This is a genomic window from Citrobacter sp. CK191, assembly GCF_030333435.1.
Taxonomy (GTDB): domain Bacteria; phylum Pseudomonadota; class Gammaproteobacteria; order Enterobacterales; family Enterobacteriaceae; genus Citrobacter_B; species Citrobacter_B koseri.
The window spans coordinates 561,523-582,669 of sequence record NZ_JAOWFX010000031.1; the positions used below are offsets into that span (position 1 = coordinate 561,523).

Genomic DNA, 21,147 nt, shown 5'->3' on the forward strand with positions numbered 1-21,147 from the left:
CCTCTCAGCCGGTTTCCTGTTACTGGCGGTAAGCTTGTTTAATTTGCTTAACAGTGCTGGAAAATACCGCGGCCTGCGTTTCATCTTCAATCTGCGCGATCTGTTTTTCCATCTTAAGAATCACGCGCCCTGCGTCGGCTTGCCCCATTGCCTGTAGCATCAGGGTCAACATGGCTTTCAGGCAGGTGACTTCATTGGCCAGTTCTTGATTATTCTCGGCAGTGGAAAAATCAGGCGTACTCATTTATTTTCCTCGTTATGTTTCAGTGAAAAAGTGCGATGGCAAATGTTAAGGCGGCGGAGTATACCATAAGCTGCGCCAAAAATAGCAGTGGTTGTTTTTTGATCGCAAATCAAACCAGCGCCATTAAAATAAACAACGCCTTGCGAGGCATATATTTTCCTCATTTTTTTGTTTACCTCGCGTATTTCGCGCGTTAATTATTGTTACAAAGTTGCTTGCCTATTTAGCATTTCGACGGAAGTGAGTGAATTTTTTGTCACTATTCTGAAACTATTATGCAGAAATAGAGGGTAAAAAAAGGCCGTTAGCTGTGGGAGTTTCCACGAAGCGTACAATCTAATTTCCAAAAACGAGAGCAAAATCGAATGCCCCACGTTTTTTACGTTTCAAAGTTGAGATAAAACCCGCTAATATAGGGTCGATTAACTATCAGTAGCGTTATCCCTATTCTGGAGATATTCCTTTGATCAACGTTCTTCTTGTTGATGACCACGAACTGGTGCGCGCAGGGATACGACGCATTCTGGAAGATATAAAGGGCATAAAGGTTGTCGGTGAAGCCTGTTGTGGCGAGGACGCCGTAAAGTGGTGCCGCGCGAACGCCGTCGACGTTGTGCTGATGGACATGAACATGCCCGGAATCGGCGGTCTTGAGGCGACGCGCAAAATTGCCCGCTCAAGCGCTGATATTAAAGTGATCATGCTGACGATCCATACGGAAAACCCGCTACCGGCGAAAGTCATGCAGGCCGGAGCCGCAGGGTATCTGAGTAAAGGCGCTGCGCCTCAGGAAGTGGTCAGCGCGATTCGTTCGGTTTTTTCCGGGCAGCGTTATATTGCTTCAGATATCGCTCAACAGATGGCGCTGAGCCAGATTGAGCCTGAGAAAACAGAAACGCCTTTTGCCAGTTTGTCTGAACGCGAGTTGCAGATTATGCTGATGATCACCAGGGGCCAGAAGGTTAATGAGATCTCGGAACAACTGAATCTCAGTCCTAAAACGGTGAACAGCTATCGCTACAGAATGTTCAGTAAACTAAACATTCATGGTGATGTTGAGTTGACTCACCTGGCAATTCGCCACGGCCTGTGTAATGCGGAGACGTTAACAAGCTAGTGAGTGTTCTGTTTGATGCGAAAGCATTTTTAAAAACCGTGACCAGCCAACCCGGCGTTTATCGTATGTATGATGCCGGTGGTACGGTTATTTATGTCGGTAAAGCGAAAGACCTGAAAAAACGGCTTTCCAGCTATTTCCGCAGCAACCTTGCTTCGCGAAAAACCGAAGCATTGGTTGCGCAAATCCAGCAAATTGATGTCACGGTGACGCACACCGAGACCGAAGCGCTATTGCTCGAACACAACTACATCAAATTGTATCAACCGCGCTATAACGTGTTATTGCGCGATGATAAATCCTATCCTTTCATCTTTCTCAGCGGTGACACTCATCCACGCCTGGCAATGCATCGCGGGGCGAAACATGCCAAAGGTGAATACTTTGGCCCGTTCCCGAACGGGTATGCCGTGCGTGAAACCCTGGCCCTGCTGCAAAAAGTCTTTCCCATTCGTCAGTGCGAAAACAGCGTCTACCGCAACCGCTCGCGTCCTTGTCTGCAATATCAGATTGGCCGCTGTCTCGGGCCGTGCGTAGAAGGGCTGGTGAGTGAAGATGAGTATGCGCAGCAGGTGGAGTACGTTCGGCTGTTTTTATCCGGGAAAGACGATCAGGTTCTGACCCAATTGATCGCCCGAATGGAAAAAGCCAGCCAGAATCTGGAATTTGAAGAGGCCGCGCGCATACGCGACCAAATTCAGGCTGTGCGCCGCGTTACTGAGAAACAGTTTGTCTCCAATACCGGCGACGATCTGGACGTTATCGGCGTGGCGTTCGATGCGGGTATGGCCTGCGTGCATGTGCTTTTTATCCGCCAGGGCAAGGTGTTGGGCAGCCGTAGCTATTTCCCGAAAGTGCCGAACGGGACGGAACTGGGCGAAGTGGTGGAAACGTTCGTCGGCCAGTTCTATCTGCAAGGCAGCCAGATGCGCACGCTGCCAGGAGAGATCCTGCTGGATTTCAACCTGAGCGATAAAACGCTGCTGGCGGACTCTTTGTCCGAACTGGCCGGGCGGCGCATTAATGTGCAGACCAAACCGCGTGGCGATCGCGCTCGTTACCTGAAGCTGGCGCGAACCAATGCCGCGACGGCGCTGATCAGCAAACTGTCGCAGCAATCGACGATCACACAGCGTCTGACCGCACTGGCAAGCGTACTGAAGCTGCCTGCGGTGAAGCGGATGGAGTGTTTTGACATCAGCCACACGATGGGAGAACAGACGGTGGCCTCCTGCGTGGTTTTTGACGCTAACGGGCCGCTGCGTGCGGAGTATCGTCGCTACAACATTACCGGAATTACGCCGGGCGATGATTATGCGGCGATGAATCAGGTTCTGCGCCGACGCTATGGCAAGGCGATTGAAGAAAGTAAGATTCCTGACGTTATTCTGATTGATGGCGGTAAAGGCCAGCTTGGTCAGGCGAAGGCCGTTTTTGCTGAACTGGATGTGCCGTGGGATAAAAATCATCCTTTATTGTTGGGCGTTGCTAAAGGCGCCGATCGTAAAGCCGGTCTGGAGACGTTGTTCTTTGAACCCGAGGGGGAGGGCTTTAGCCTGCCGCCGGATTCGCCTGCGCTGCACGTTATTCAGCATATCCGCGATGAATCGCACGATCACGCCATCAGCGGGCACCGCAAAAAACGGGCGAAGGTGAAAAACACCAGCACGCTGGAAACTATCGAAGGCGTCGGGCCAAAACGTCGACAAATGCTGTTGAAATATATGGGCGGTTTGCAAGGACTACGTAACGCGAGTGTTGAGGAAATTGCAAAAGTGCCGGGTATTTCGCAAGGTCTGGCAGAAAAGATCTTCTACTCGTTGAAACATTGAGGTCTCTGTAGCAACATAGGGGTAATTTCTCTGACAACAGATAGTTACCCGTCACTATGCAATTTAATATCCCTACGTTGCTCACGCTGTTTCGCGTCATTCTGATCCCATTCTTTGTATTGGTGTTTTATCTGCCATTTACATGGGCTCCCTTCGTTACCGCGCTAATCTTCTGTATCGCCGCCGTGACCGACTGGTTCGACGGTTTTCTGGCGCGTCGCTGGAACCAGAGTACGCGTTTTGGCGCGTTCCTTGATCCGGTGGCGGATAAGGTGCTGGTGGCGATCGCCATGGTGCTGGTGACGGAGCATTATCACAGCTGGTGGGTGACGCTGCCTGCCGCGACCATGATTGCGCGTGAAATTATTATTTCCGCGCTGCGTGAATGGATGGCCGAGCTGGGCAAACGCAGCAGCGTGGCGGTCTCCTGGATCGGCAAAGTGAAAACCACCTCGCAAATGGCGGCGCTGGCGTGGCTGCTGTGGCGTCCAAACATTTGGGTGGAATATGCCGGGATCGCGCTTTTCTTCGTTGCTGCCGTGCTGACGCTGTGGTCTATGTTCCAGTATTTGAGCGCTGCACGCGGGGATTTGCTTGATCAGTGATCGTTTCGCCGCAAATTTCAGCAAACGATCGTGGGTGGCGAAAAATATCGTTGACTCGTTGCGTCAGGTAAGTAGAATGCAACGCATCGAACGGCGGCGCAGGTTGCCAGACGATAACAAAATCAAGTGATTAACAAAGTTACTTGATGATGCGGGAATAGCTCAGTTGGTAGAGCACGACCTTGCCAAGGTCGGGGTCGCGAGTTCGAGTCTCGTTTCCCGCTCCAGTTTAAAGACATCGGCAATAGCGGGTGTCTGGCTGAAAAGCCTGAAGAATATGGCGCGTTAGCAAAGCGGTTATGTAGCGGATTGCAAATCCGTCTAGTCCGGTTCGACTCCGGAACGCGCCTCCACTTTCTTCCCGAGCCCGGATGGTGGAATCGGTAGACACAAGGGATTTAAAATCCCTCGGCGTTCGCGCTGTGTGGGTTCAAGTCCCACTCCGGGTACCATGGGAAAGACAAGAATAATCAAAGCAATAAGCAGTGTCGTAAAACCACCTCCGGGTGGTTTTTTTGTGTCTGTCATCTGTTCGCTGATGATCTTGTCTGCCATTCCTTCCCCAATAAGTATCCCTTACTTCGTCAGCCATGTAAGATAATTGCGGGCGAGAGTATTTCACTGAGGAAAAGCGTTATGAAAACAGGACCGTTAAACGAAAGCGAGCTGGAATGGCTGGATGATGTACTGACAAAGTACAATACCGATCACGCGATTCTGGATGTGTCAGAGTTGGATGGTTTACTGACGGCTGTACTCAGTTCGCCGTATGAGATTGAGCCAGAGCAATGGCTGGTCGCGGTATGGGGTGGGGCGCAGTATGTTCCGCGCTGGTCCTCTGAAAAGGAGATGACGCGTTTTATGGAACTGGCGTTTCAGCATATGGCGGATACGGCAGACAGGCTTAATGAGTTCCCGGAACAGTTTGAGCCGCTGTTCGGTCTGCGTGAAGTCGAAGGTCATGAGCTGACCATCGTGGAAGAGTGGTGCTTTGGCTATATGCGCGGGGTCGCGCTCTCTGACTGGTCCACCTTACCGGATACGCTACAACCCGCGCTGAAAGCCATTGCGCTGCACGGTACGGAAGAGAACTTCGCCGTGGTTGAAAAAATGTCACCAGAAGCGTTTGAGGAGAGCGTTAACGCGATTCGTCTGGCGGCCCTGGATTTACACGCGTACTGGATGGCGCACCCGCAGGAAGCGCCGGTGCAGGTGCCGGTAAGAGCGGAAGTAAAGGTAGGGCGCAACGATCCTTGCCCCTGCGGCAGCGGTAAAAAATATAAACAGTGCTGTCTGCACTAAACACAAAAAAGGGGCTTAGCGCCCCTTTTGTTTTATCCCACTTCAGGCAGCAGCCCGGCAGCGATACAGAATTGTACGCCGATCACCACTATCCCACAGGTAAAGACGAGGGCTAATGCCGGAACGCCGCCCGCTACGCGATACGTTGCCTGCGGATTATGCTTCCTGCTTTGCCACGCGAGCAGGGAAGGGATCAGCAACGCCAGCACCGCCAGCGCGACGCCAGCGTATCCCAGCGCCATCACAAAGCCGCGCGGGTAAAAGAGTGCGAACGCCAGTGGCGGCAGGAAGGTAATCGCGCCGGTTTGCAGACGCCCGGCGACGGTGTTGCGTCGCTGGAACAGATCTGCCAGATAATCAAACAATCCCAGTGCCACACCCAAAAACGATGTCGCCAGCGCCAGGTCGGCAAACAGATGCACCGCCAGTTCAACGTGCGGCGAGGCAACCACCTCACGCAAGGCCTGCAACAGGCCATTTAACCCGGCATGGTCGGCCAGCAAGCCCATAAAGGTAGAGGAGTTGATACTGCCGAGCGTGGCAAGCTGCCAGAAAATGTATGCCACCAGCGGGATTGCGCTACCGGTGATAAATACCCATCGCAGTTTGCGAATATTACCGTTCATATAGCTGACGATGCTGGGTACGCTGCCGTGAAAACCGAACGACGTAAAAATGACGGGAATTGCTGATAACGCCAGACCCTGTTGCAGCGGCAGCGTAAGCAGATTCACTTTATGAATATGCGGCATCAGCAGCGCCAGCATAGCGATCAGGAAGATAATTTTGGCGCTGAAGAGAAAGCGGTTGAACAGATCGACCAGCGAGGTTCCGACGCACACGACGCCACCGGCAACCACGGTGAACAGCAAAACGCCCATCGCCGGAGACATATCGGCGCCCGTCCAGTCGCTGATGCTTGAGGCCAGCAGCTCGCCAGCCCCGCTGATATAGGCCGCTGTGAGCGCATACATCAGAAACATCATGCTAAAGCCGGTGATCCATTGCCCATAACGTCCGAGGTAGCGTTTTGCCAACGTTCCTAACCCGGTATCTGCCGGAACGTGTTGATATACTTCCAGGAGCAACAGCGCGGTGTAGCACATCAATGCCCATAACCCAATCAATAACGCCAGTGTGACGCTGAAACCAACGCCAGCGGCGGCCAACGGCATCGCCAGCATACCGGCGCCGATAGTGGTGCCCGCCACGATAAAAACACTACCCAGAGTTCTATTTTTCACGCTTTCCTCTGTCCCAGAGATAATCAACGGTTATATCTGCGGCGCAGGGTAAGGCATAACATTATTTTCGTCAAATGACCGTTACAACATGTGTATACCATTGTTTACGAAAATTAGTGTGAAGGCGTGCGCCACCACGATTGCATCGGCTGTGCATGTAAACCTGCGTTAGCGCAAAGCGCTATTCATCGGCTCCCGGTAGGCTACAGGCTTTATTGAGGAGGATGTATGGATTCTATTCACGGCCACGAAGTGCTGAATATGATGATTGAGTCAGGCGAGCAGTATTCGAATGCCAGCCTGGAAGCGGCGATTACGGCGCGTTTTGGTGAACAGGCGCGTTTTCATACCTGTTCGGCTGCTGATATGACGGCGGCGGAGCTGGTGGCATTTCTGGCGGCGAAGGGGAAGTTTATTGCGAAGGATGACGGCTTCTCTACGCACGAAAGCAAGATCTGCCGTCATTGAGAGTAAACGGTGAGGGAGCCTCACCGTTTAATTTTAGTTTTGGGTATCAAGCGTAGACAGTTCTTTATCGATGAAGTACAGACCTTCACCGCTTTTCCCTGCCAGCATTAATTTATCAATAATAGATTTAAATAACTTCTCTTCTTCATGCTGTTCAGCGACATACCATTGCAGGAAGTTGAATGTCGGATAATCCTGGTTGGTCATCGCGGCATGCGCCAGTTCATTAATTTTCTGCGTAATTAATTGTTCGTGTTCGTAGGTGGCGCGGAACAGTTCATCCAGTGAAGCATATTCGGCAGCAGGCGAAGAGATCGTATTGATGCACGGTAAGCTACCGGTATCGGTCAGATAATCGAACAGGCGCTGCATATGCGTCATCTCTTCCTGCGCGTGACGACGCAGGAACGCTGCCGCCCCTTCAAAGCTATGGTAGCTGCACCATGCGCTCATCTGTTGGTAGAGCAGAGAAGAATATAATTCAAGGTTCATTTGCTCATTCAGTTTGTCGATCATTTCTGTTTTCAGCATGGTTCCGCTCCACAAAGAATCATTATACGTTGATGTGGCGTCACTATAATTTGTTATTTAATTATTTGCAAAAGGTAAAATAATAAATTTAATTATTAAAAATGCGAATGGGAATAAAACGCATTAACGCTATTAAATATAAAAATATACAATGAGAATAATTAAAGCCAGCAGCGTCATGCTGGCTAAAGATATTAATACCCGCCAGCGGATATTGGCTGGATGGCTACGCCCTGACACTGATAAGACAGCGTGATTCTGGTGTTCATGCACAGCGAACCGGCATAAACGCTACAGGTTGACACTGGCTGACCGAATGCGATGGCGTTGGCGTATCCCATCTGCTGACATTCGCGTGTCGCCGTACCGTGCGCAACATAATCATCCGCGCGCGCCGTTTGCATCATCGCCTGGTTATAACTGAGGCGGACAATCCCGCTTGTCGGGTTGGTTTCACTGACTTGCGCTTGTTTGGTGAGGGTACATCCCGTCAGGGCTATGAGTGAGAGGCCAAGGATAAAGGTTTTCATAATATCGCTCTGAGAATCCGGTGACAGCACATCCTATCTTGAACAGTAGACATTCAATGGCCTGAATAGCTTAAGAATTGTCCATGATTAATCCCAACGACACCGGCTCTTTGTGCGATACGGGAAAAGTGTGAGCACATCTTAATTTTTTAAAACCATTTTTCACTAAATTTGAAAGTATGTTTGCGAGATAGTAATGTGACGTATACGTCAACGACTCACGGCGGGATTTCCCGCGACGCATTCAGGAGAAGACAGAATGAAAATTGCACTGATGATGGAAAACAGCCAGGCAGCTAAAAATGCCACCATTCATCGCGAGCTTAAAGCGGTAGCGGATGAAAAGGGATTCCCTGTTTTCAACGTCGGGATGAGCGATGAAAACGACCATCATCTGACTTATATCCACCTTGGTATTATGGCCAGCATTCTGCTTAACGCCAAAGCGGTGGATTTTGTTGTGACGGGTTGTGGCACCGGGCAGGGCGCGCTGATGTCGCTGAATATTCATCCGGGCGTGGTGTGCGGCTACTGCATCGACCCGGCGGATGCGTTCCTGTTTGCGCAGATTAACAACGGTAATGCGCTTTCTCTGCCATTCGCAAAAGGCTTTGGCTGGGGTGCGGAGTTGAATGTGCGTTTCATCTTTGAAAAAGCATTCACCGGCCGTAACGGGGAAGGGTATCCACCAGAACGTAAAGAACCGCAGGTACGTAACGCGGGCATTCTGAACCAGGTGAAAGCGGCGGTGGTGAAAGAAAACTATCTGGATACGCTGCGCGCCATCGATCCTGAACTGGTGAAAACGGCGGTCTCCGGCCCACGTTTCCAGCAGTGTTTCTTTGACAATTGCCAGGATAAAGAGATCGAAGCGTTCGTTCGCGACATTCTCGGTTAATGTGTCATGCCAGCCGGATAACGCGGCGTTTATCCGGCTTACCGCGTTTGCTTTGCTACCGTTTCTTCTTCCGAATGGGTACTATGGCGGCCTTTCTATAAGGAGCTTACTATGTCCCAACCACTGAACGCCGATCAGGAACTGGTCTCTGACGTTGTTGCCTGCCAGTTAGTTATCAAACAGATACTGGATGTTATTGACGTTATTGCCCCGGTTGAAGTTCGGGAGAAGATGTCCAGCCAGTTGAAAAACATCGATTTTACCAGCCACCCTGCCGCTGCGGACCCGGTTACTATGCGGGCCATTCAAAAGGCGATTGCGTTGATTGAGCTGAAATTCACGCCGCAGGACGAAGCGCACTAAAGTAAAGCGACTGCGTAACAGCCTCCCGGCACGGGAGGCGTAACGCCGTGGCAATATAGCGGTTAGTGGTGTTGATAGTTGACGACGTTGAGTAAGTGTTTGTCCGTTTGCACCATACACAATCCCGCGCGTTTTGCGCTGCGAACTTCATCGAGAATCGTCTGTAACAGAACGCCATCCTGCTGCTGATCTTTTTCCAGGTCGTGGAGAAAGTTGAGCGTTGGCGCGTCATTCATTGCTTTGGCTTCGTCGGTTAAGCGTGAGAGCGTGCTGGCGCGTTGCTGATACTCATCCAGCGTTTTTTGAAATAACTCTTCAAGACAGGTTAACTCTTCGCCGGGAACATCAATGGCTCTCACGATGGGGTTGGCGCCTGCGTTCTTCATAAAATTGAACATGCGCATCATCTGGGTCACGTTTCCCTGCGCCTGGGTACGAAGAAAAGTCGCCGTACCGGTCAGACTGTGGTCAAAACACCAGTCGCTCAGGTGGAGGTAGAGGTTAGATGCGTAAAACTCAAGGTTCATTTGGGTGTTGAGCTTATGAACCATTCCAGCTGTCGCCATATCAATATCCTTATTTCCAGAAAGGGTGATGCGCGTTACTCATGTATGCGCAATGAATACTGTTAGCAGAATAAATCCGTTCTGCCGGTCCTTTATGTGATCAAAAAGCTGATTCCGTTGCCGATCGAAAATAAGCATAGCGCCAGTACGGCTATAAGAAAATCCTTAAATCCCAATGTTTATATTTTTTTACAGTTTGCTGAAGGTATATCGCTGACGGCGAATGTAAGAATATAACGAGTGTTGATATATATGATTGATTTTACGTGATTTTAATTTGATATTTATTTTTGAAATGATGTTTCATATCACAAAAGAAAATACACCGGCGTGTTAGGATCGAATAATTAGCGGGCGAAACAGTTCTGGCCGAAATTATCGACAACGTTTTTTGCGTCAGATCATTTTTGCCCATTTTTTAAATATAACCGAATGAACAATTTGTCATTTCGGTGTGATTAACACGAGTAAAGCGAGGAGTCGTAAATGAAAAAGGTCGCTGTCCTGCTGGCGCCAGGATTCGAAGAAGCAGAAGCCGTGGTCACTATTGATATTCTGCGTCGCCTGAATATTGATGTTGAAACGCTGGCCTGCGCGGAATCTCGCGCGGTAGTGAGTTATCACGATATTCCAATGGTTGCGGACAACACCCTCGCCGGGCGTCTGGACACGTTGTATGACGCCATCGTCTTGCCCGGCGGCCCGCAGGGGAGCGCTAATCTGGCCGCCAGCGCGCAGGTGATCGACTTCGTTTCCCGCCATGACGCTGCGGGTAAACTGATCTGTCCGGTCTGCTCCGCCGCAGCGCGGGTGCTGGGGGGCAATGGTCTGCTGAAAGGGCGCCGTTACGTCTGCTCTGGCGACCTATGGGAAAATGTGACTGACGGTGAATATGTTGATGCGCCGGTGGTGGAAGATGGCAATCTCTTGAGCGGCAAAGGGTTAGGGCATATTTTTGATTTTGCGCTGACGCTGGCTGCTCGTCTGTCAGGGGATGACGCTTCTGTTCGCGATCATGCCGATCATATTTACTATGCCTGGTAAAGCATATTTCCCCGGATGCGCCTGCATTCGGGGACAAGGATTTGCTGGCTGATGTTATGGACTAATCTGCTACCCCTTTTTTATTTGTCTGACAAAACCTTCTTTTTTTATGTCATTTTCCGCTGAATTTATGTACGCAATTACTGTAATTCTGCGGTGTGATGCCGCTCTCCTATGGAGAATCAATTTCCCGCTACAACTAACACCAGCACGGGTATCAATCCTTGGCTTTTAAGGTAATACCTTGTTTTACGGCTAAATTACAAAAAATCGTTCGATTTTACCCTACATAAAAGAACGCTAAAGCTGGAGTTAACCATGCACAAATTTACTAAAGCGCTGGCAGCCATCGGTCTGGCTGCCGTTATGTCACAATCCGCTATCGCGGAAACCATGAAGCTCGGTTTTCTGGTGAAACAACCGGAGGAACCCTGGTTCCAGACAGAATGGAAATTTGCCGATAAAGCCGGGAAAGATCTGGGTTTTGAGGTCATTAAAATTGCGGTGCCGGACGGTGAGAAAACCCTGAACGCCATCGACAGCCTGGCGGCGAGTGGGGCAAAAGGCTTCGTTATTTGTACCCCGGACCCGAAACTGGGTTCAGCAATCGTTGCAAAAGCGCGTGGGTATGACATGAAGGTAATCGCCGTGGACGATCAGTTCGTCAACGCGAAAGGTAAGCCAATGGACACCGTACCGCTGGTGATGATGGCGGCCACGAAAATTGGCGAGCGCCAGGGGCAGGAGCTGTATAAGGAGATGCAAAACCGCGGCTGGGATGTGAAGGAAACGGCGGTGATGGCGATTACCGCTAATGAACTGGATACCGCGCGTCGCCGCACATCCGGCTCGATGGAAGCGCTGAAAGCTGCGGGCTTCCCGGAAAAACAGATCTATCAGGTTCCAACGAAATCCAATGATATTCCCGGCGCATTCGATGCCGCTAACTCTATGCTGGTTCAACACCCTGAAGTGAAACACTGGCTGATTGTCGGCATGAATGACAACACCGTGCTGGGCGGCGTGCGCGCCACCGAAGGTCAGGGCTTTAAGGCGGCGGACGTTATCGGCATCGGCATTAACGGTGTGGATGCGATCAGCGAACTGTCAAAAGCGCAGGCGACAGGATTCTACGGCTCGTTGCTGCCCAGCCCGGACGTACACGGCTATAAATCCAGTGAAATGCTCTACAACTGGGTAACCAAGGATGCGGAACCGCCAAAATTCACTGAAGTGACCGACGTGGTGCTGATCACCCGTGACAACTTCAAAGAAGAACTGGCGAAAAAAGGTTTAGGCGGCAAGTAACACAAATGCCGGATGGCGACGCGAAAACGGCTTATCCGGCCTGCGAATTGCGTATTCAGTAGGCCGGATAAGGCAACGCCGTCATCCGGCAAAATCCTGACTCACGGAGACGTTATGCAACAGCCCACCCCATATCTCTCATTTCGCGGCATCGGGAAAACGTTCCCTGGCGTTAAGGCGCTGACGGATATCAGTTTTGACTGTTATGCCGGTCAGGTGCATGCGCTGATGGGCGAAAATGGCGCCGGGAAGTCCACACTCTTAAAAATTCTCAGCGGCAACTATGCGCCAACCACGGGATCGCTGGCGATCCGTGGGCAAGAGATGACCTTTGCCGACACCACGGCTGCACTGAATGCCGGTGTCGCCATTATTTACCAGGAACTGCACCTCGTGCCGGAAATGACCGTTGCGGAGAATATCTATCTCGGCCAGCTCCCGCATAAGGGGGGGATTGTTAACCGGACGCTGCTCAACTACGCAGCCGGTCTTCAGTTACAACATCTGGGGATGGATATCTCCCCGGATACCCCGCTGAAATACCTCTCGATTGGCCAGTGGCAAATGGTGGAGATTGCGAAAGCGTTAGCGCGTAACGCCAAAATTATCGCTTTCGATGAACCGACCAGCTCGCTCTCCGCCAGGGAGATCGAGAACCTGTTCCGGGTAATTCGCGAACTGCGCAAAGAAGGGCGCGTCATTCTGTATGTGTCGCACCGTATGGAAGAGATCTTTGCACTGAGCGATGCCATTACCGTGTTTAAAGATGGCCGCTACGTTAAAACATTTACCGATATGCAGCAGGTTAACCATGACGCGCTGGTTCAGGCGATGGTTGGGCGCGATCTCGGCGATATCTACGGCTGGCAGCCTCGCGCCTGTGGCGCAGAGCGGCTGCGGCTGCAAGAGTTGAAAGCGCCGGGCGTTCGCGCGCCTGTCAGCTTATCCGTACGCAGCGGCGAAATTGTCGGCCTGTTTGGTCTGGTTGGCGCCGGGCGCAGTGAATTAATGAAAGGGCTGTTCGGCGGAACGCGCATCACCGGAGGGCAGGTGTTCATTGATGAGCAGCCCATTGATATCCGCAAACCGGCGCACGCGATTGCGGCGGGCATGATGCTGTGCCCGGAAGATCGCAAAGCGGAGGGGATCATTCCTGTGCATTCGGTTCGCGACAATATCAACATCAGCGCCCGACGTAAGCATGTGCTGGGCGGGTGCCTGATCAATAACGGTTGGGAAGAGAGCAATGCCGAACACCATATTCGCTCCCTCAATATAAAAACGCCAGGTGCTGAGCAACTCATTATGAATCTCTCCGGGGGGAATCAACAGAAGGCGATTCTGGGACGCTGGTTATCGGAAGAGATGAAGGTCATTTTGCTTGATGAGCCGACGCGCGGTATCGATGTCGGCGCAAAACACGAGATCTACAACGTTATTTACGCGCTGGCGGCGCGCGGTGTGGCCGTGCTGTTTGCCTCCAGCGATCTGCCGGAAGTTCTTGGTGTTGCCGACCGTATTGTGGTGATGCGTGAAGGTGAGATCGCCGGTGAATTACTTCACGAACAGGCGGATGAACGGCAGGCCCTGAGCCTTGCTATGCCTAAAGTCAGCCAGGCTGTCGCCTGAGTAAAGGAGAGTAAGATGTCTTCTGTAACTACATCCGGTTCTGGCGCACCTAAGTCGCCGTTTAGCTTCGGGCGTATCTGGGATCAATACGGCATGCTGGTGGTGTTCGCCGTCCTGTTCCTGGCGTGTGCGATCTTTGTGCCTAACTTTGCCACGTTCATCAACATGAAGGGGCTGGGGCTGGCGATTTCGATGTCGGGTATGGTGGCGTGCGGGATGCTGTTTTGTCTGGCGTCCGGCGATTTTGACCTCTCCGTCGCCTCGGTGATTGCCTGTGCCGGCGTCACCACCGCCGTGGTCATCAATATGACCGAAAGCCTGTGGATTGGCGTGGCGGCCGGGCTGCTGCTGGGCATACTCTGCGGGCTGGTGAACGGTTTTGTTATCGCGCGTTTAAAGATCAACGCCCTGATTACCACGCTCGCCACGATGCAGATTGTCCGTGGTCTGGCCTATATCATCTCTGACGGTAAAGCGGTAGGGATTGAAGATGAGCGCTTCTTCACCCTCGGGTATGCCAACTGGTTTGGGCTGCCTGCGCCGATCTGGTTAACGGTAGGGTGCCTGGTTATCTTTGGTTTATTGCTGAATAAAACCACGTTTGGCCGCAATACGCTGGCGATTGGCGGGAATGAAGAAGCGGCGCGTCTGGCCGGGGTGCCGGTAGTACGCACGAAGATCATTATCTTCGTTCTCTCCGGGCTGGTGTCGGCGGCGGCGGGGATTATCCTGGCGTCGCGCATGACCAGCGGCCAGCCAATGACCTCCATTGGTTATGAACTGATTGTGATTTCAGCCTGCGTATTAGGCGGTGTCTCCCTCAAGGGCGGCATCGGAAAAATCTCATATGTGGTCGCGGGGGTGTTGATCCTGGGGACGGTGGAAAACGCCATGAACCTGCTGAACATTTCCCCCTTTGCACAGTACGTCGTGCGCGGCTTAATCCTGCTGGCAGCGGTAATCTTCGACCGTTACAAACAAAAGGCGAAGCGCACCGTTTAATGAAATAAACCGTAACTATTCAGTTTAGCTCCTCCCGATAGCCAGCCGCTACCCCGGCTGGCTATTGTCTTTCTAAATGGCGAGCAGCGTCACACTGTCTATACTTACATGGCTAATGGGGCCGATCCGCGCGCCTCAAAAACGATGATTAAGGAGGAGAACAGGGTGGCAGAACCGTTAACCGTATCCCCCGAACTGTCCGCAAACTATGCTTATTTTTTCGATCTTGATGGGACGCTGGCGGAGATTAAACCACACCCGGATCAGGTGGTGGTGCCGCACAATATTCTCCAGCTGTTACACCGCCTCTCGACGCATAACGCAGGGGCGCTGGCATTGATTTCAGGGCGCTCAATGGCTGAGCTTGATGCGCTCTCAGCCCCCTTTTGCTTTCCCCTCGCCGGGGTGCATGGGGCGGAACGCCGTGACATCAATGGTAATACCCATATCGTGCGCCTTCCGCAGGCGATAGCACGCGATGTCAGCGCGCGGCTGCACGCCGCGCTGGGAAATCTTCCAGGGGCGGAACTGGAAGCGAAGGGCATGGCCTTTGCGCTGCATTACCGGCAGGCGCCGCAGCATGAGGCGACGTTGCTGGCGCTGGCGCAGCACATTACGCAGAAATGGCCGCAGCTTGCGCTTCAGCCGGGTAAATGCGTGGTGGAAATTAAACCGAAAGGCGCGAACAAAGGGGAGGCCATTGCCGCGTTTATGCAAGAAGCGCCATTTGCAGGGCGTATCCCTGTCTTTGTGGGCGATGACTTGACGGATGAGGCGGGCTTTGACGTCGTCAATAATTTGGGAGGGATTTCAGTCAAAGTGGGTGCCGGGGCGACCCGGGCAACAGGACGTCTGGCAGGCGTTCCTGAGGTCTGGCGCTGGCTGGAAGAAATTAACAATCCACAACAAGAAAAAAAATTAATGAATGACAGGAGAGATGGCTATGGGTCGTTTAGTCGTAGTATCTAATCGAATTGCTCCCCCGGATAATAAAGGCGGCGCGGGTGGCCTGGCAGTTGGCGTACTGGGCGCGTTGAAAGCGGCGGGCGGATTGTGGTTCGGCTGGAGTGGCGAGACGGGCAACGAGGATAAGCCGTTAAAAAAGGTCACACGAGGCAATATGACCTGGGCGTCTTTTAATCTGAGCGAGCAGGACTACGAGGAATATTATTGCCAGTTTTCGAATGCGGTCTTATGGCCTGCCTTCCATTATCGACTCGATCTGGTGCAGTTCCAGCGCCCCGCGTGGGAAGGGTATTCACGGGTGAATGCGCTGCTGGCGGATAAGCTGCTGCCCTTACTGAAAGATGACGATATTATCTGGGTTCATGACTATCATTTATTGCCGTTTGCCAGTGAATTGCGCAAGCGGGGCGTGAATAATCGCATCGGCTTTTTCTTGCATATCCCTTTCCCGACGCCGGAAATTTTCAATGCCTTGCCGCCGCACGATACGCTACTGGAACAACTGTGTGATTTTGACTTACTGGGATTCCAGACGGAAAACGACCGCCTGGCGTTTCTGGACAGTCTGTCAAGCCAGACCAGAGTAACCACGCGCGGCAGTAAGAGTCACTCGGCATGGGGAAAATCCTTCCGTACTGAGGTCTATCCTATTGGCATTGAACCTGACGAGATCGCACAACAGGCTTCCGGGCCGTTACCGCCGAAACTGGCGCAGCTAAAAGCGGAGCTGAAAAATGTGCAAAACATTTTTTCCGTCGAGCGTCTGGATTACTCCAAAGGATTACCGGAGCGTTTCCAGGCGTATGAAGCGCTGCTGGAGAAATACCCCCAGCACCACGGGAAAATTCGCTATACGCAAATAGCGCCGACCTCGCGCGGTGAAGTGCAGGCTTATCAGGATATCCGTCACCAACTGGAGACGGAAGCAGGGCGTATCAACGGTAAATATGGACAGCTTGGCTGGACGCCGCTCTACTATCTTAACCAGCACTTTGATCGCAAGCTGCTGATGAAGGTGTTCCGCTACTCGGATGTCGGGTTAGTGACCCCGCTGCGGGATGGTATGAATCTGGTCGCGAAAGAGTTTGTCGCCGCGCAGGACCCGGCAAATCCCGGCGTTCTCGTTTTGTCGCAGTTTGCCGGTGCGGCGAATGAGTTGACGTCCGCGCTCATTGTTAACCCTTATGATCGGGACGATGTGGCCGTAGCGCTCCACCGCGCGTTGACCATGCCGCTTGCCGAACGCATTTCACGTCACGCGGAAATGCTTGAGACGATTATTAAAAATGATATTAATCACTGGCAGCAACGGTTTATTCGCGACCTAAAGGATGTCGCGCCACGTAGCGCTGAAATGCTGCATCGCAATAAGGTCGCCACCTTCCCAAAGCTTGCCTGACGCCCGCTAATCACCGGCAAGCGGGACCAGCAATACATCAACTTCACTGGCGCTAACGACACTTTTCGCTGAGCAGGACGCTCGCGAAAAGAAGCTGTGATTATGATTGCCGCAAATGACCAAATCCACCTGCTGCTTACGACACACATCCAGAATATGCGCGCTTAACTCCCCGTAAGTAATGAACGTTTGTTCAATCGGGTAGTCGGCCTTCGCACTCAGTTTGTCGAGAAAATCCTGCGTCTCTTCATGCATCACCTCCCGCAAATCTTCCAGCATGGGGGCGGCGAATTGATTGTACAGCTCGGGATCAGAGGCGAGGGTAATCAGGCTAATGCGGGCATTGACGGGACGAGCAATGGAGACAGCTTTCGCTAACAGCTGCTGACTTTCGGAGGTAACGGCGACGGCGACAAGAATATGCGTATAGCTCATAACTCGCTCCTTATTGCAAGAATATGAGGTTTCTTCTTCAGCTTTACTCTGTTTAGTCGAATTCTGCAATGTTTTCCTGTGACGATAGTGTGAAGGTTATCATAATAATTCATTAATTATTCTTATAAATGGAATAGTGGCATAACGCACATTGTAAACGTTATTACGCGCTTTAACTTAAATCGACCAATTATGAAAACAAAATGTTAATTACGATGTAACAAAAATTAACTTGTTATGCATCATAGATACCGTCTATTGGTTAACCCTGCTTAATATTTAAGTGGTTGTTTAGAAACGATTAAATTATTTTATGTCCCCGACAGGAATATTCAGAAAGGGGGATATTTTCAGATGTTATTTTAACGGTGCTAAACATACCGCATGAGTGATTATTTACGCACATATTCGTGTATCTGGAATAGAAAAACTGAACGAAAGGCTAAAAAATAATCAAAATAAAAGTTCAACTGATGGATTTATGTTAAGTATTTGGATGATTTATGTGATCTGGATCACATATTTCTCAAATTCGCAGCCCGGCTCCGTTGTATGTGTTCGTGCTGACGAGTAGAGTTGCGTCGAATTAGGAAAAATCTTAGGCATTTTGTAATAAATCATGTAAACGTGTAAAAACCTGACACCCCATTAAGGGGGGTTTTACTGTATGCATCGGTGCCTGGGCGTGGCTATGCATTTGACCTTTTTGCTTTTTTTACCGGGGATTCCCGGCGACATCACGGGGTGCGGTTTCACCGCATAAAAATAAAGTTGGTTATTCTGGATGGGAACAATGCATACATCCGAGTTGCTGAAACACATTTATGACATCAATCTGTCATATTTACTCCTTGCACAGCGTCTGATCGTTCAGGACAAAGCATCCGCGATGTTCCGCCTTGGTATCAGTGAAGAGATGGCGAACACGTTGGGTACTCTGACTCTTCCACAAATGGTTAAACTGGCCGAAACAAACCAGCTGGTATGTCATTTCCGTTTTGACAACCACCAGACAGTTACCCAGCTGACCCAGGATTCTCGCGTTGACGATCTTCAGCAAATTCATACCGGTATCATGCTTTCAACACGCCTGTTACACGATGTGAATCAGGCCGATGATGCGGCGCGTAAGAAAAGGGCTTGATGATGAGTGAAAAAAGCATTGTTCAGGAAGCTCGCGATATCCAGTTAGCGATGGAATTGATCTCTTTGGGCGCCCGTTTGCAAATGCTGGAAAGCGAAACGCAGTTAAGTCGTGGTCGCCTCATCAAATTATACAAAGAGTTACGCGGCAGTCCTCCGCCAAAAGGTATGCTTCCTTTTTCAACGGACTGGTTTATGACATGGGAGCAAAACATTCATGCCTCCATGTTTTGCAACGCCTGGCAGTTCTTACTCAAAACCGGTCTGTGCAGCGGCGTGGATGCGGTCATTAAAGCGTACCGTCTGTATCTGGAACAGTGCCCGCAGGCGGAAGACGGGCCATTGTTGGCGTTAACACGCGCATGGACGCTGGTGCGTTTCGTGGAAAGCGGGCTGCTTGAATTATCGACCTGTAATTGCTGTGGCGGGAATTTTATTACCCATGCGCATCAGCCTGCGGGAAGTTTTGCCTGTAGTTTGTGCCAGCCGCCGTCCCGCGCAGTAAAAAGACGTAAACTTTCCCAAAATGCTGCCGATATTATTCCACAACTGCTGGATGAACAGATCGAACAGGCTGTTTAACCGATACGGTGTGGACAAACACTCCAGCAGCGGTAAGTAATTACCGCTGCTTTTTTTTGCCTTGCCGACGTGTTATTCGCCCGACTGTACATCCTGTTTTAGTCAACAGCGGAAGGATGATGTCGTGCTTATCTTATTAGGTTACCTGGTAGTTCTCGGTACAGTTTTCGGTGGTTACATGATGACCGGCGGACACCTTGGAGCACTCTATCAACCGGCTGAATTCGTCATCATCGGTGGTGCGGGGATCGGGGCATTCATTGTCGGTAACAACGGCAAAGCGATCAAAGGGACGTTAAAGGCGATCCCGTTACTGTTTCGTCGTTCGAAATACACAAAAGCGATGTACATGGATTTGCTGGCGTTGCTCTATCGCCTGATGGCCAAATCGCGCCAGCAGGGGATGTTCTCGCTGGAACGTGACATTGAAAACCCGAAAGAGAGTGAAATTTTTGCCAGCTATCCGCGTATTCTGGCCGACGCGGTCATGCTTGATTTTATCGTCGATTATCTGCGCCTGATCATCAGCGGCAACATGAATACCTTTGAAATTGAGGCGCTGATGGATGAGGAAATTGAAACCCACGAAAGCGAGGCGGAAGTTCCTGCCAACAGCCTGGCGCTGATGGGCGATTCATTACCGGCATTTGGTATCGTTGCGGCGGTCATGGGGGTTGTCCATGCGCTGGCTTCCGCCGATCGTCCGGCGGCTGAACTGGGGGCGCTGATCGCCCATGCGATGGTGGGGACATTCCTCGGGATTTTATTGGCCTATGGGTTTATCTCGCCACTCGCCAGCGTGCTGCGTCAAAAGAGCGCTGAAACCACCAAAATGATGCAGTGCGTAAAAATCACACTGCTTTCTAACCTGAACGGTTATGCGCCGCCGATCGCCGTCGAATTTGGTCGTAAAACATTGTATTCCAGCGAACGTCCTTCGTTCATTGAGCTGGAAGAGCACGTACGTGCAGTGAGAAACCCGAACCAGCAGCAGACGACGACCGAGGAAGCATGAAGAATCAGCCCCATCCAATTATCGTCGTAAAACGGCGGAAACATAAGGGTCACGGCGGGGCGCATGGCTCCTGGAAAATTGCTTACGCCGACTTTATGACGGCGATGATGGCTTTTTTCCTCGTCATGTGGCTGATTTCTATCTCCAGTCCTAAAGAATTGATTCAAATTGCCGAATATTTCCGTACGCCGCTGGCAACAGCGATAACGGGCGGACATCGCATCGCGAACAGTGAAAGTCCGATCCCCGGCGGCGGCGAGGACTACACCCAGCAGCAGGGTGAAGTGAACAAGCAACCCAATATTGATGAACTGAAAAGGCGTATGGAGCAGAGCCGTCTGAGCAAATTGCGCGGCGACCTGGATCAGCTGATTGAGTCCGATCCCAAACTGCGCGCATTGCGGCCGCACCTGAAGATTGACCTGGTTCAGGAAGGGCTGCGCATTCAGATTATCGACAGCCAGAATCGCCCGATGTTTAAGACGGGCAGCGCGGAGGTTGAACCTTACATGCGTGACATTCTGCGTGGTATTGCGCCGGTGTTGAACGGTATTCCTAACCGCATCAGCCTTTCCGGTCATACGGATGATTTCCCGTACGCCAGCGGCGAACGGGGATACAGCAACTGGGAATTGTCGGCCGACCGCGCCAATGCTTCGCGTCGCGAACTGGTGGTTGGCGGTCTGGATGATGGAAAAGTATTACGGGTGGTAGGCATGGCCGCCACGATGCGTCTGAGCGATCGCGGTCCTGATGACGCCATCAACCGCCGTATAAGTCTGCTGGTGTTGAACAAGCAGGCAGAAGAGGCCATTTTGCATGAAAACGCTGAAAGCCAGAATGAGCCGGTAAGTGTCTTACAACAGCCAGCGGCACTCCCGCCGGTAAGCGTTCCCACATCGCCACCAGCCAATCCGAGGTGAT

The 21,147-nt window shown here is 51.5% G+C and carries 24 protein-coding genes and 3 tRNA genes; 20 read left to right on the forward strand and 7 right to left on the reverse strand.

Going from position 1 to position 21,147, the window contains the following annotated elements; all coding sequences use genetic code 11:
• Positions 1 to 19 precede the first annotated feature (19 nt).
• On the reverse strand, positions 20 to 244 hold the full coding sequence (locus tag OGV82_RS14375; RefSeq protein ID WP_012131931.1) for a DUF2594 family protein: 225 nt from the start codon (positions 242 to 244) through the stop codon (positions 20 to 22).
• 19 nt (positions 245 to 263) lie between these two features.
• The gene (locus tag OGV82_RS23005; protein WP_418222342.1) at positions 264 to 311 is read right to left on the reverse strand and encodes a hypothetical protein; all 48 of its coding nucleotides are present in this window, start codon (positions 309 to 311) and stop codon (positions 264 to 266) included.
• Between the two features lie 396 nt (positions 312 to 707).
• Here OGV82_RS23005 and uvrY point away from each other — a divergent pair, with 396 nt between their 5' ends.
• The 7 genes from uvrY (at position 708) to OGV82_RS14415 (ending at position 5,100) form a co-directional block, all read left to right on the forward strand.
• Complete coding sequence (uvrY, locus tag OGV82_RS14385) at positions 708 to 1,361, forward strand: UvrY/SirA/GacA family response regulator transcription factor (protein WP_012131932.1); 654 nt, start codon at positions 708 to 710, stop codon at positions 1,359 to 1,361.
• Positions 1,361 to 3,193: an excinuclease ABC subunit UvrC gene (uvrC, locus tag OGV82_RS14390; RefSeq protein ID WP_012131933.1), complete on the forward strand. Its 1,833-nt coding sequence runs from the start codon at positions 1,361 to 1,363 to the stop codon at positions 3,191 to 3,193. The genes uvrY and uvrC overlap by 1 nt, the downstream gene beginning before the upstream one ends.
• Before the next feature lie 56 nt (positions 3,194 to 3,249).
• Positions 3,250 to 3,798, forward strand: a complete 549-nt coding sequence (pgsA, locus tag OGV82_RS14395; RefSeq protein WP_012131934.1) for a CDP-diacylglycerol--glycerol-3-phosphate 3-phosphatidyltransferase — start codon at positions 3,250 to 3,252, stop codon at positions 3,796 to 3,798.
• Between the two features lie 151 nt (positions 3,799 to 3,949).
• Positions 3,950 to 4,025, forward strand: a tRNA-Gly gene (locus OGV82_RS14400).
• Positions 4,026 to 4,077: 52 nt separating this feature from the next.
• A tRNA-Cys gene (locus tag OGV82_RS14405) sits at positions 4,078 to 4,151 on the forward strand.
• A gap of 12 nt (positions 4,152 to 4,163) precedes the next feature.
• Positions 4,164 to 4,250 (forward strand) — tRNA-Leu (locus OGV82_RS14410).
• A gap of 184 nt (positions 4,251 to 4,434) precedes the next feature.
• Entirely contained in the window at positions 4,435 to 5,100 is a 666-nt protein-coding gene (locus OGV82_RS14415; protein ID WP_047463105.1) for a YecA/YgfB family protein, read from the forward strand.
• A gap of 32 nt (positions 5,101 to 5,132) precedes the next feature.
• On the opposite strand, the gene tyrP is transcribed toward OGV82_RS14415, so the two are convergent.
• Positions 5,133 to 6,344: a tyrosine transporter TyrP gene (gene tyrP, locus OGV82_RS14420; RefSeq protein ID WP_024130240.1), complete on the reverse strand. Its 1,212-nt coding sequence runs from the start codon at positions 6,342 to 6,344 to the stop codon at positions 5,133 to 5,135.
• 228 nt (positions 6,345 to 6,572) lie between these two features.
• Between tyrP and OGV82_RS14425 the strand changes: the two genes are divergently transcribed.
• A complete protein-coding gene (locus OGV82_RS14425; protein ID WP_012131938.1) occupies positions 6,573 to 6,812 on the forward strand; it encodes a YecH family metal-binding protein in 240 nt (79 codons plus the stop codon).
• A gap of 33 nt (positions 6,813 to 6,845) precedes the next feature.
• Here the strand turns inward: OGV82_RS14425 and ftnA are convergent, their stop codons facing one another.
• On the reverse strand, positions 6,846 to 7,343 hold the full coding sequence (gene ftnA / locus OGV82_RS14430; RefSeq protein ID WP_047463108.1) for a non-heme ferritin: 498 nt from the start codon (positions 7,341 to 7,343) through the stop codon (positions 6,846 to 6,848).
• 194 nt (positions 7,344 to 7,537) lie between these two features.
• The gene (locus tag OGV82_RS14435) at positions 7,538 to 7,873 is read right to left on the reverse strand and encodes a YecR-like family lipoprotein (protein ID WP_047464021.1); all 336 of its coding nucleotides are present in this window, start codon (positions 7,871 to 7,873) and stop codon (positions 7,538 to 7,540) included.
• A 259-nt stretch (positions 7,874 to 8,132) separates the two neighbouring features.
• On the opposite strand from OGV82_RS14435, the gene OGV82_RS14440 reads away from it, so the two are divergent.
• Both OGV82_RS14440 and yecJ read left to right on the forward strand, forming a co-directional pair.
• Positions 8,133 to 8,771 carry an RpiB/LacA/LacB family sugar-phosphate isomerase gene (locus tag OGV82_RS14440; protein WP_047463111.1) on the forward strand — a complete coding sequence of 213 codons (639 nt, stop codon included), beginning with the start codon at positions 8,133 to 8,135 and terminating at the stop codon, positions 8,769 to 8,771.
• 111 nt (positions 8,772 to 8,882) lie between these two features.
• The gene (yecJ, locus tag OGV82_RS14445; protein ID WP_012131942.1) at positions 8,883 to 9,134 is read left to right on the forward strand and encodes a DUF2766 family protein YecJ; all 252 of its coding nucleotides are present in this window, start codon (positions 8,883 to 8,885) and stop codon (positions 9,132 to 9,134) included.
• Between the two features lie 62 nt (positions 9,135 to 9,196).
• Here the strand turns inward: yecJ and OGV82_RS14450 are convergent, their stop codons facing one another.
• Entirely contained in the window at positions 9,197 to 9,700 is a 504-nt protein-coding gene (locus tag OGV82_RS14450; RefSeq protein ID WP_012131943.1) for a non-heme ferritin-like protein, read from the reverse strand.
• Positions 9,701 to 10,186: 486 nt separating this feature from the next.
• Here OGV82_RS14450 and OGV82_RS14455 point away from each other — a divergent pair, with 486 nt between their 5' ends.
• From OGV82_RS14455 to otsA, 6 genes are all read left to right on the forward strand, one after another.
• Positions 10,187 to 10,744 (forward strand): DJ-1 family glyoxalase III, encoded by a 558-nt coding sequence (locus OGV82_RS14455; RefSeq protein ID WP_047463114.1) that lies wholly within the window; start codon positions 10,187 to 10,189, stop codon positions 10,742 to 10,744.
• Positions 10,745 to 11,062: 318 nt separating this feature from the next.
• The gene (gene araF, locus OGV82_RS14460) at positions 11,063 to 12,052 is read left to right on the forward strand and encodes an arabinose ABC transporter substrate-binding protein AraF (RefSeq protein WP_012131947.1); all 990 of its coding nucleotides are present in this window, start codon (positions 11,063 to 11,065) and stop codon (positions 12,050 to 12,052) included.
• Between the two features lie 114 nt (positions 12,053 to 12,166).
• The gene (gene araG / locus OGV82_RS14465; RefSeq protein WP_286462733.1) at positions 12,167 to 13,681 is read left to right on the forward strand and encodes an L-arabinose ABC transporter ATP-binding protein AraG; all 1,515 of its coding nucleotides are present in this window, start codon (positions 12,167 to 12,169) and stop codon (positions 13,679 to 13,681) included.
• A 15-nt stretch (positions 13,682 to 13,696) separates the two neighbouring features.
• The gene (araH, locus tag OGV82_RS14470) at positions 13,697 to 14,683 is read left to right on the forward strand and encodes an arabinose ABC transporter permease AraH (RefSeq protein WP_024130242.1); all 987 of its coding nucleotides are present in this window, start codon (positions 13,697 to 13,699) and stop codon (positions 14,681 to 14,683) included.
• Positions 14,684 to 14,848: 165 nt separating this feature from the next.
• Positions 14,849 to 15,652 carry a trehalose-phosphatase gene (gene otsB, locus OGV82_RS14475; protein WP_047464023.1) on the forward strand — a complete coding sequence of 268 codons (804 nt, stop codon included), beginning with the start codon at positions 14,849 to 14,851 and terminating at the stop codon, positions 15,650 to 15,652.
• On the forward strand, positions 15,627 to 17,048 hold the full coding sequence (otsA, locus tag OGV82_RS14480) for an alpha,alpha-trehalose-phosphate synthase (RefSeq protein ID WP_047463122.1): 1,422 nt from the start codon (positions 15,627 to 15,629) through the stop codon (positions 17,046 to 17,048). Before otsB ends, otsA begins: the two co-directional genes overlap by 26 nt.
• A gap of 6 nt (positions 17,049 to 17,054) precedes the next feature.
• On the opposite strand, the gene uspC is transcribed toward otsA, so the two are convergent.
• Positions 17,055 to 17,483 (reverse strand): universal stress protein UspC, encoded by a 429-nt coding sequence (uspC, locus tag OGV82_RS14485; RefSeq protein WP_101744118.1) that lies wholly within the window; start codon positions 17,481 to 17,483, stop codon positions 17,055 to 17,057.
• A gap of 793 nt (positions 17,484 to 18,276) precedes the next feature.
• Here uspC and flhD point away from each other — a divergent pair.
• From flhD to motB, 4 genes are all read left to right on the forward strand, one after another.
• Positions 18,277 to 18,627 carry a flagellar transcriptional regulator FlhD gene (gene flhD / locus OGV82_RS14490; protein WP_024130245.1) on the forward strand — a complete coding sequence of 117 codons (351 nt, stop codon included), beginning with the start codon at positions 18,277 to 18,279 and terminating at the stop codon, positions 18,625 to 18,627.
• Between the two features lie 2 nt (positions 18,628 to 18,629).
• Positions 18,630 to 19,208, forward strand: a complete 579-nt coding sequence (flhC, locus tag OGV82_RS14495; RefSeq protein ID WP_024130246.1) for a flagellar transcriptional regulator FlhC — start codon at positions 18,630 to 18,632, stop codon at positions 19,206 to 19,208.
• A gap of 124 nt (positions 19,209 to 19,332) precedes the next feature.
• The gene (gene motA, locus OGV82_RS14500) at positions 19,333 to 20,223 is read left to right on the forward strand and encodes a flagellar motor stator protein MotA (protein ID WP_047463125.1); all 891 of its coding nucleotides are present in this window, start codon (positions 19,333 to 19,335) and stop codon (positions 20,221 to 20,223) included.
• Complete coding sequence (motB, locus tag OGV82_RS14505; protein ID WP_047463128.1) at positions 20,220 to 21,146, forward strand: flagellar motor protein MotB; 927 nt, start codon at positions 20,220 to 20,222, stop codon at positions 21,144 to 21,146. The genes motA and motB overlap by 4 nt, the downstream gene beginning before the upstream one ends.
• Position 21,147: the final 1 nt, after the last annotated feature.

Excerpts from the sequence above, each read along its gene's own strand:
- yecJ (WP_012131942.1), top strand. The coding sequence starts at position 8,883 with ATGTCCCAACCACTGAACGCCGATCAGGAACTGGTCTCTGACGTTGTT.
- ftnA (WP_047463108.1), bottom strand. The coding sequence starts at position 7,343 with ATGCTGAAAACAGAAATGATCGACAAACTGAATGAGCAAATGAACCTT.
- OGV82_RS14440 (WP_047463111.1), top strand. The coding sequence starts at position 8,133 with ATGAAAATTGCACTGATGATGGAAAACAGCCAGGCAGCTAAAAATGCC.
- araH (WP_024130242.1), top strand. The coding sequence starts at position 13,697 with ATGTCTTCTGTAACTACATCCGGTTCTGGCGCACCTAAGTCGCCGTTT.
- OGV82_RS14375 (WP_012131931.1), bottom strand. The coding sequence starts at position 244 with ATGAGTACGCCTGATTTTTCCACTGCCGAGAATAATCAAGAACTGGCC.
- otsA (WP_047463122.1), top strand. The coding sequence starts at position 15,627 with ATGGGTCGTTTAGTCGTAGTATCTAATCGAATTGCTCCCCCGGATAAT.
- araG (WP_286462733.1), top strand. The coding sequence starts at position 12,167 with ATGCAACAGCCCACCCCATATCTCTCATTTCGCGGCATCGGGAAAACG.
- flhC (WP_024130246.1), top strand. The coding sequence starts at position 18,630 with ATGAGTGAAAAAAGCATTGTTCAGGAAGCTCGCGATATCCAGTTAGCG.
- OGV82_RS14450 (WP_012131943.1), bottom strand. The coding sequence starts at position 9,700 with ATGGCGACAGCTGGAATGGTTCATAAGCTCAACACCCAAATGAACCTT.
- OGV82_RS14455 (WP_047463114.1), top strand. The coding sequence starts at position 10,187 with ATGAAAAAGGTCGCTGTCCTGCTGGCGCCAGGATTCGAAGAAGCAGAA.
- pgsA (WP_012131934.1), top strand. The coding sequence starts at position 3,250 with ATGCAATTTAATATCCCTACGTTGCTCACGCTGTTTCGCGTCATTCTG.
- OGV82_RS14415 (WP_047463105.1), top strand. The coding sequence starts at position 4,435 with ATGAAAACAGGACCGTTAAACGAAAGCGAGCTGGAATGGCTGGATGAT.
- araF (WP_012131947.1), top strand. The coding sequence starts at position 11,063 with ATGCACAAATTTACTAAAGCGCTGGCAGCCATCGGTCTGGCTGCCGTT.
- OGV82_RS14425 (WP_012131938.1), top strand. The coding sequence starts at position 6,573 with ATGGATTCTATTCACGGCCACGAAGTGCTGAATATGATGATTGAGTCA.
- uspC (WP_101744118.1), bottom strand. The coding sequence starts at position 17,483 with ATGAGCTATACGCATATTCTTGTCGCCGTCGCCGTTACCTCCGAAAGT.
- OGV82_RS14435 (WP_047464021.1), bottom strand. The coding sequence starts at position 7,873 with ATGAAAACCTTTATCCTTGGCCTCTCACTCATAGCCCTGACGGGATGT.
- flhD (WP_024130245.1), top strand. The coding sequence starts at position 18,277 with ATGCATACATCCGAGTTGCTGAAACACATTTATGACATCAATCTGTCA.
- motB (WP_047463128.1), top strand. The coding sequence starts at position 20,220 with ATGAAGAATCAGCCCCATCCAATTATCGTCGTAAAACGGCGGAAACAT.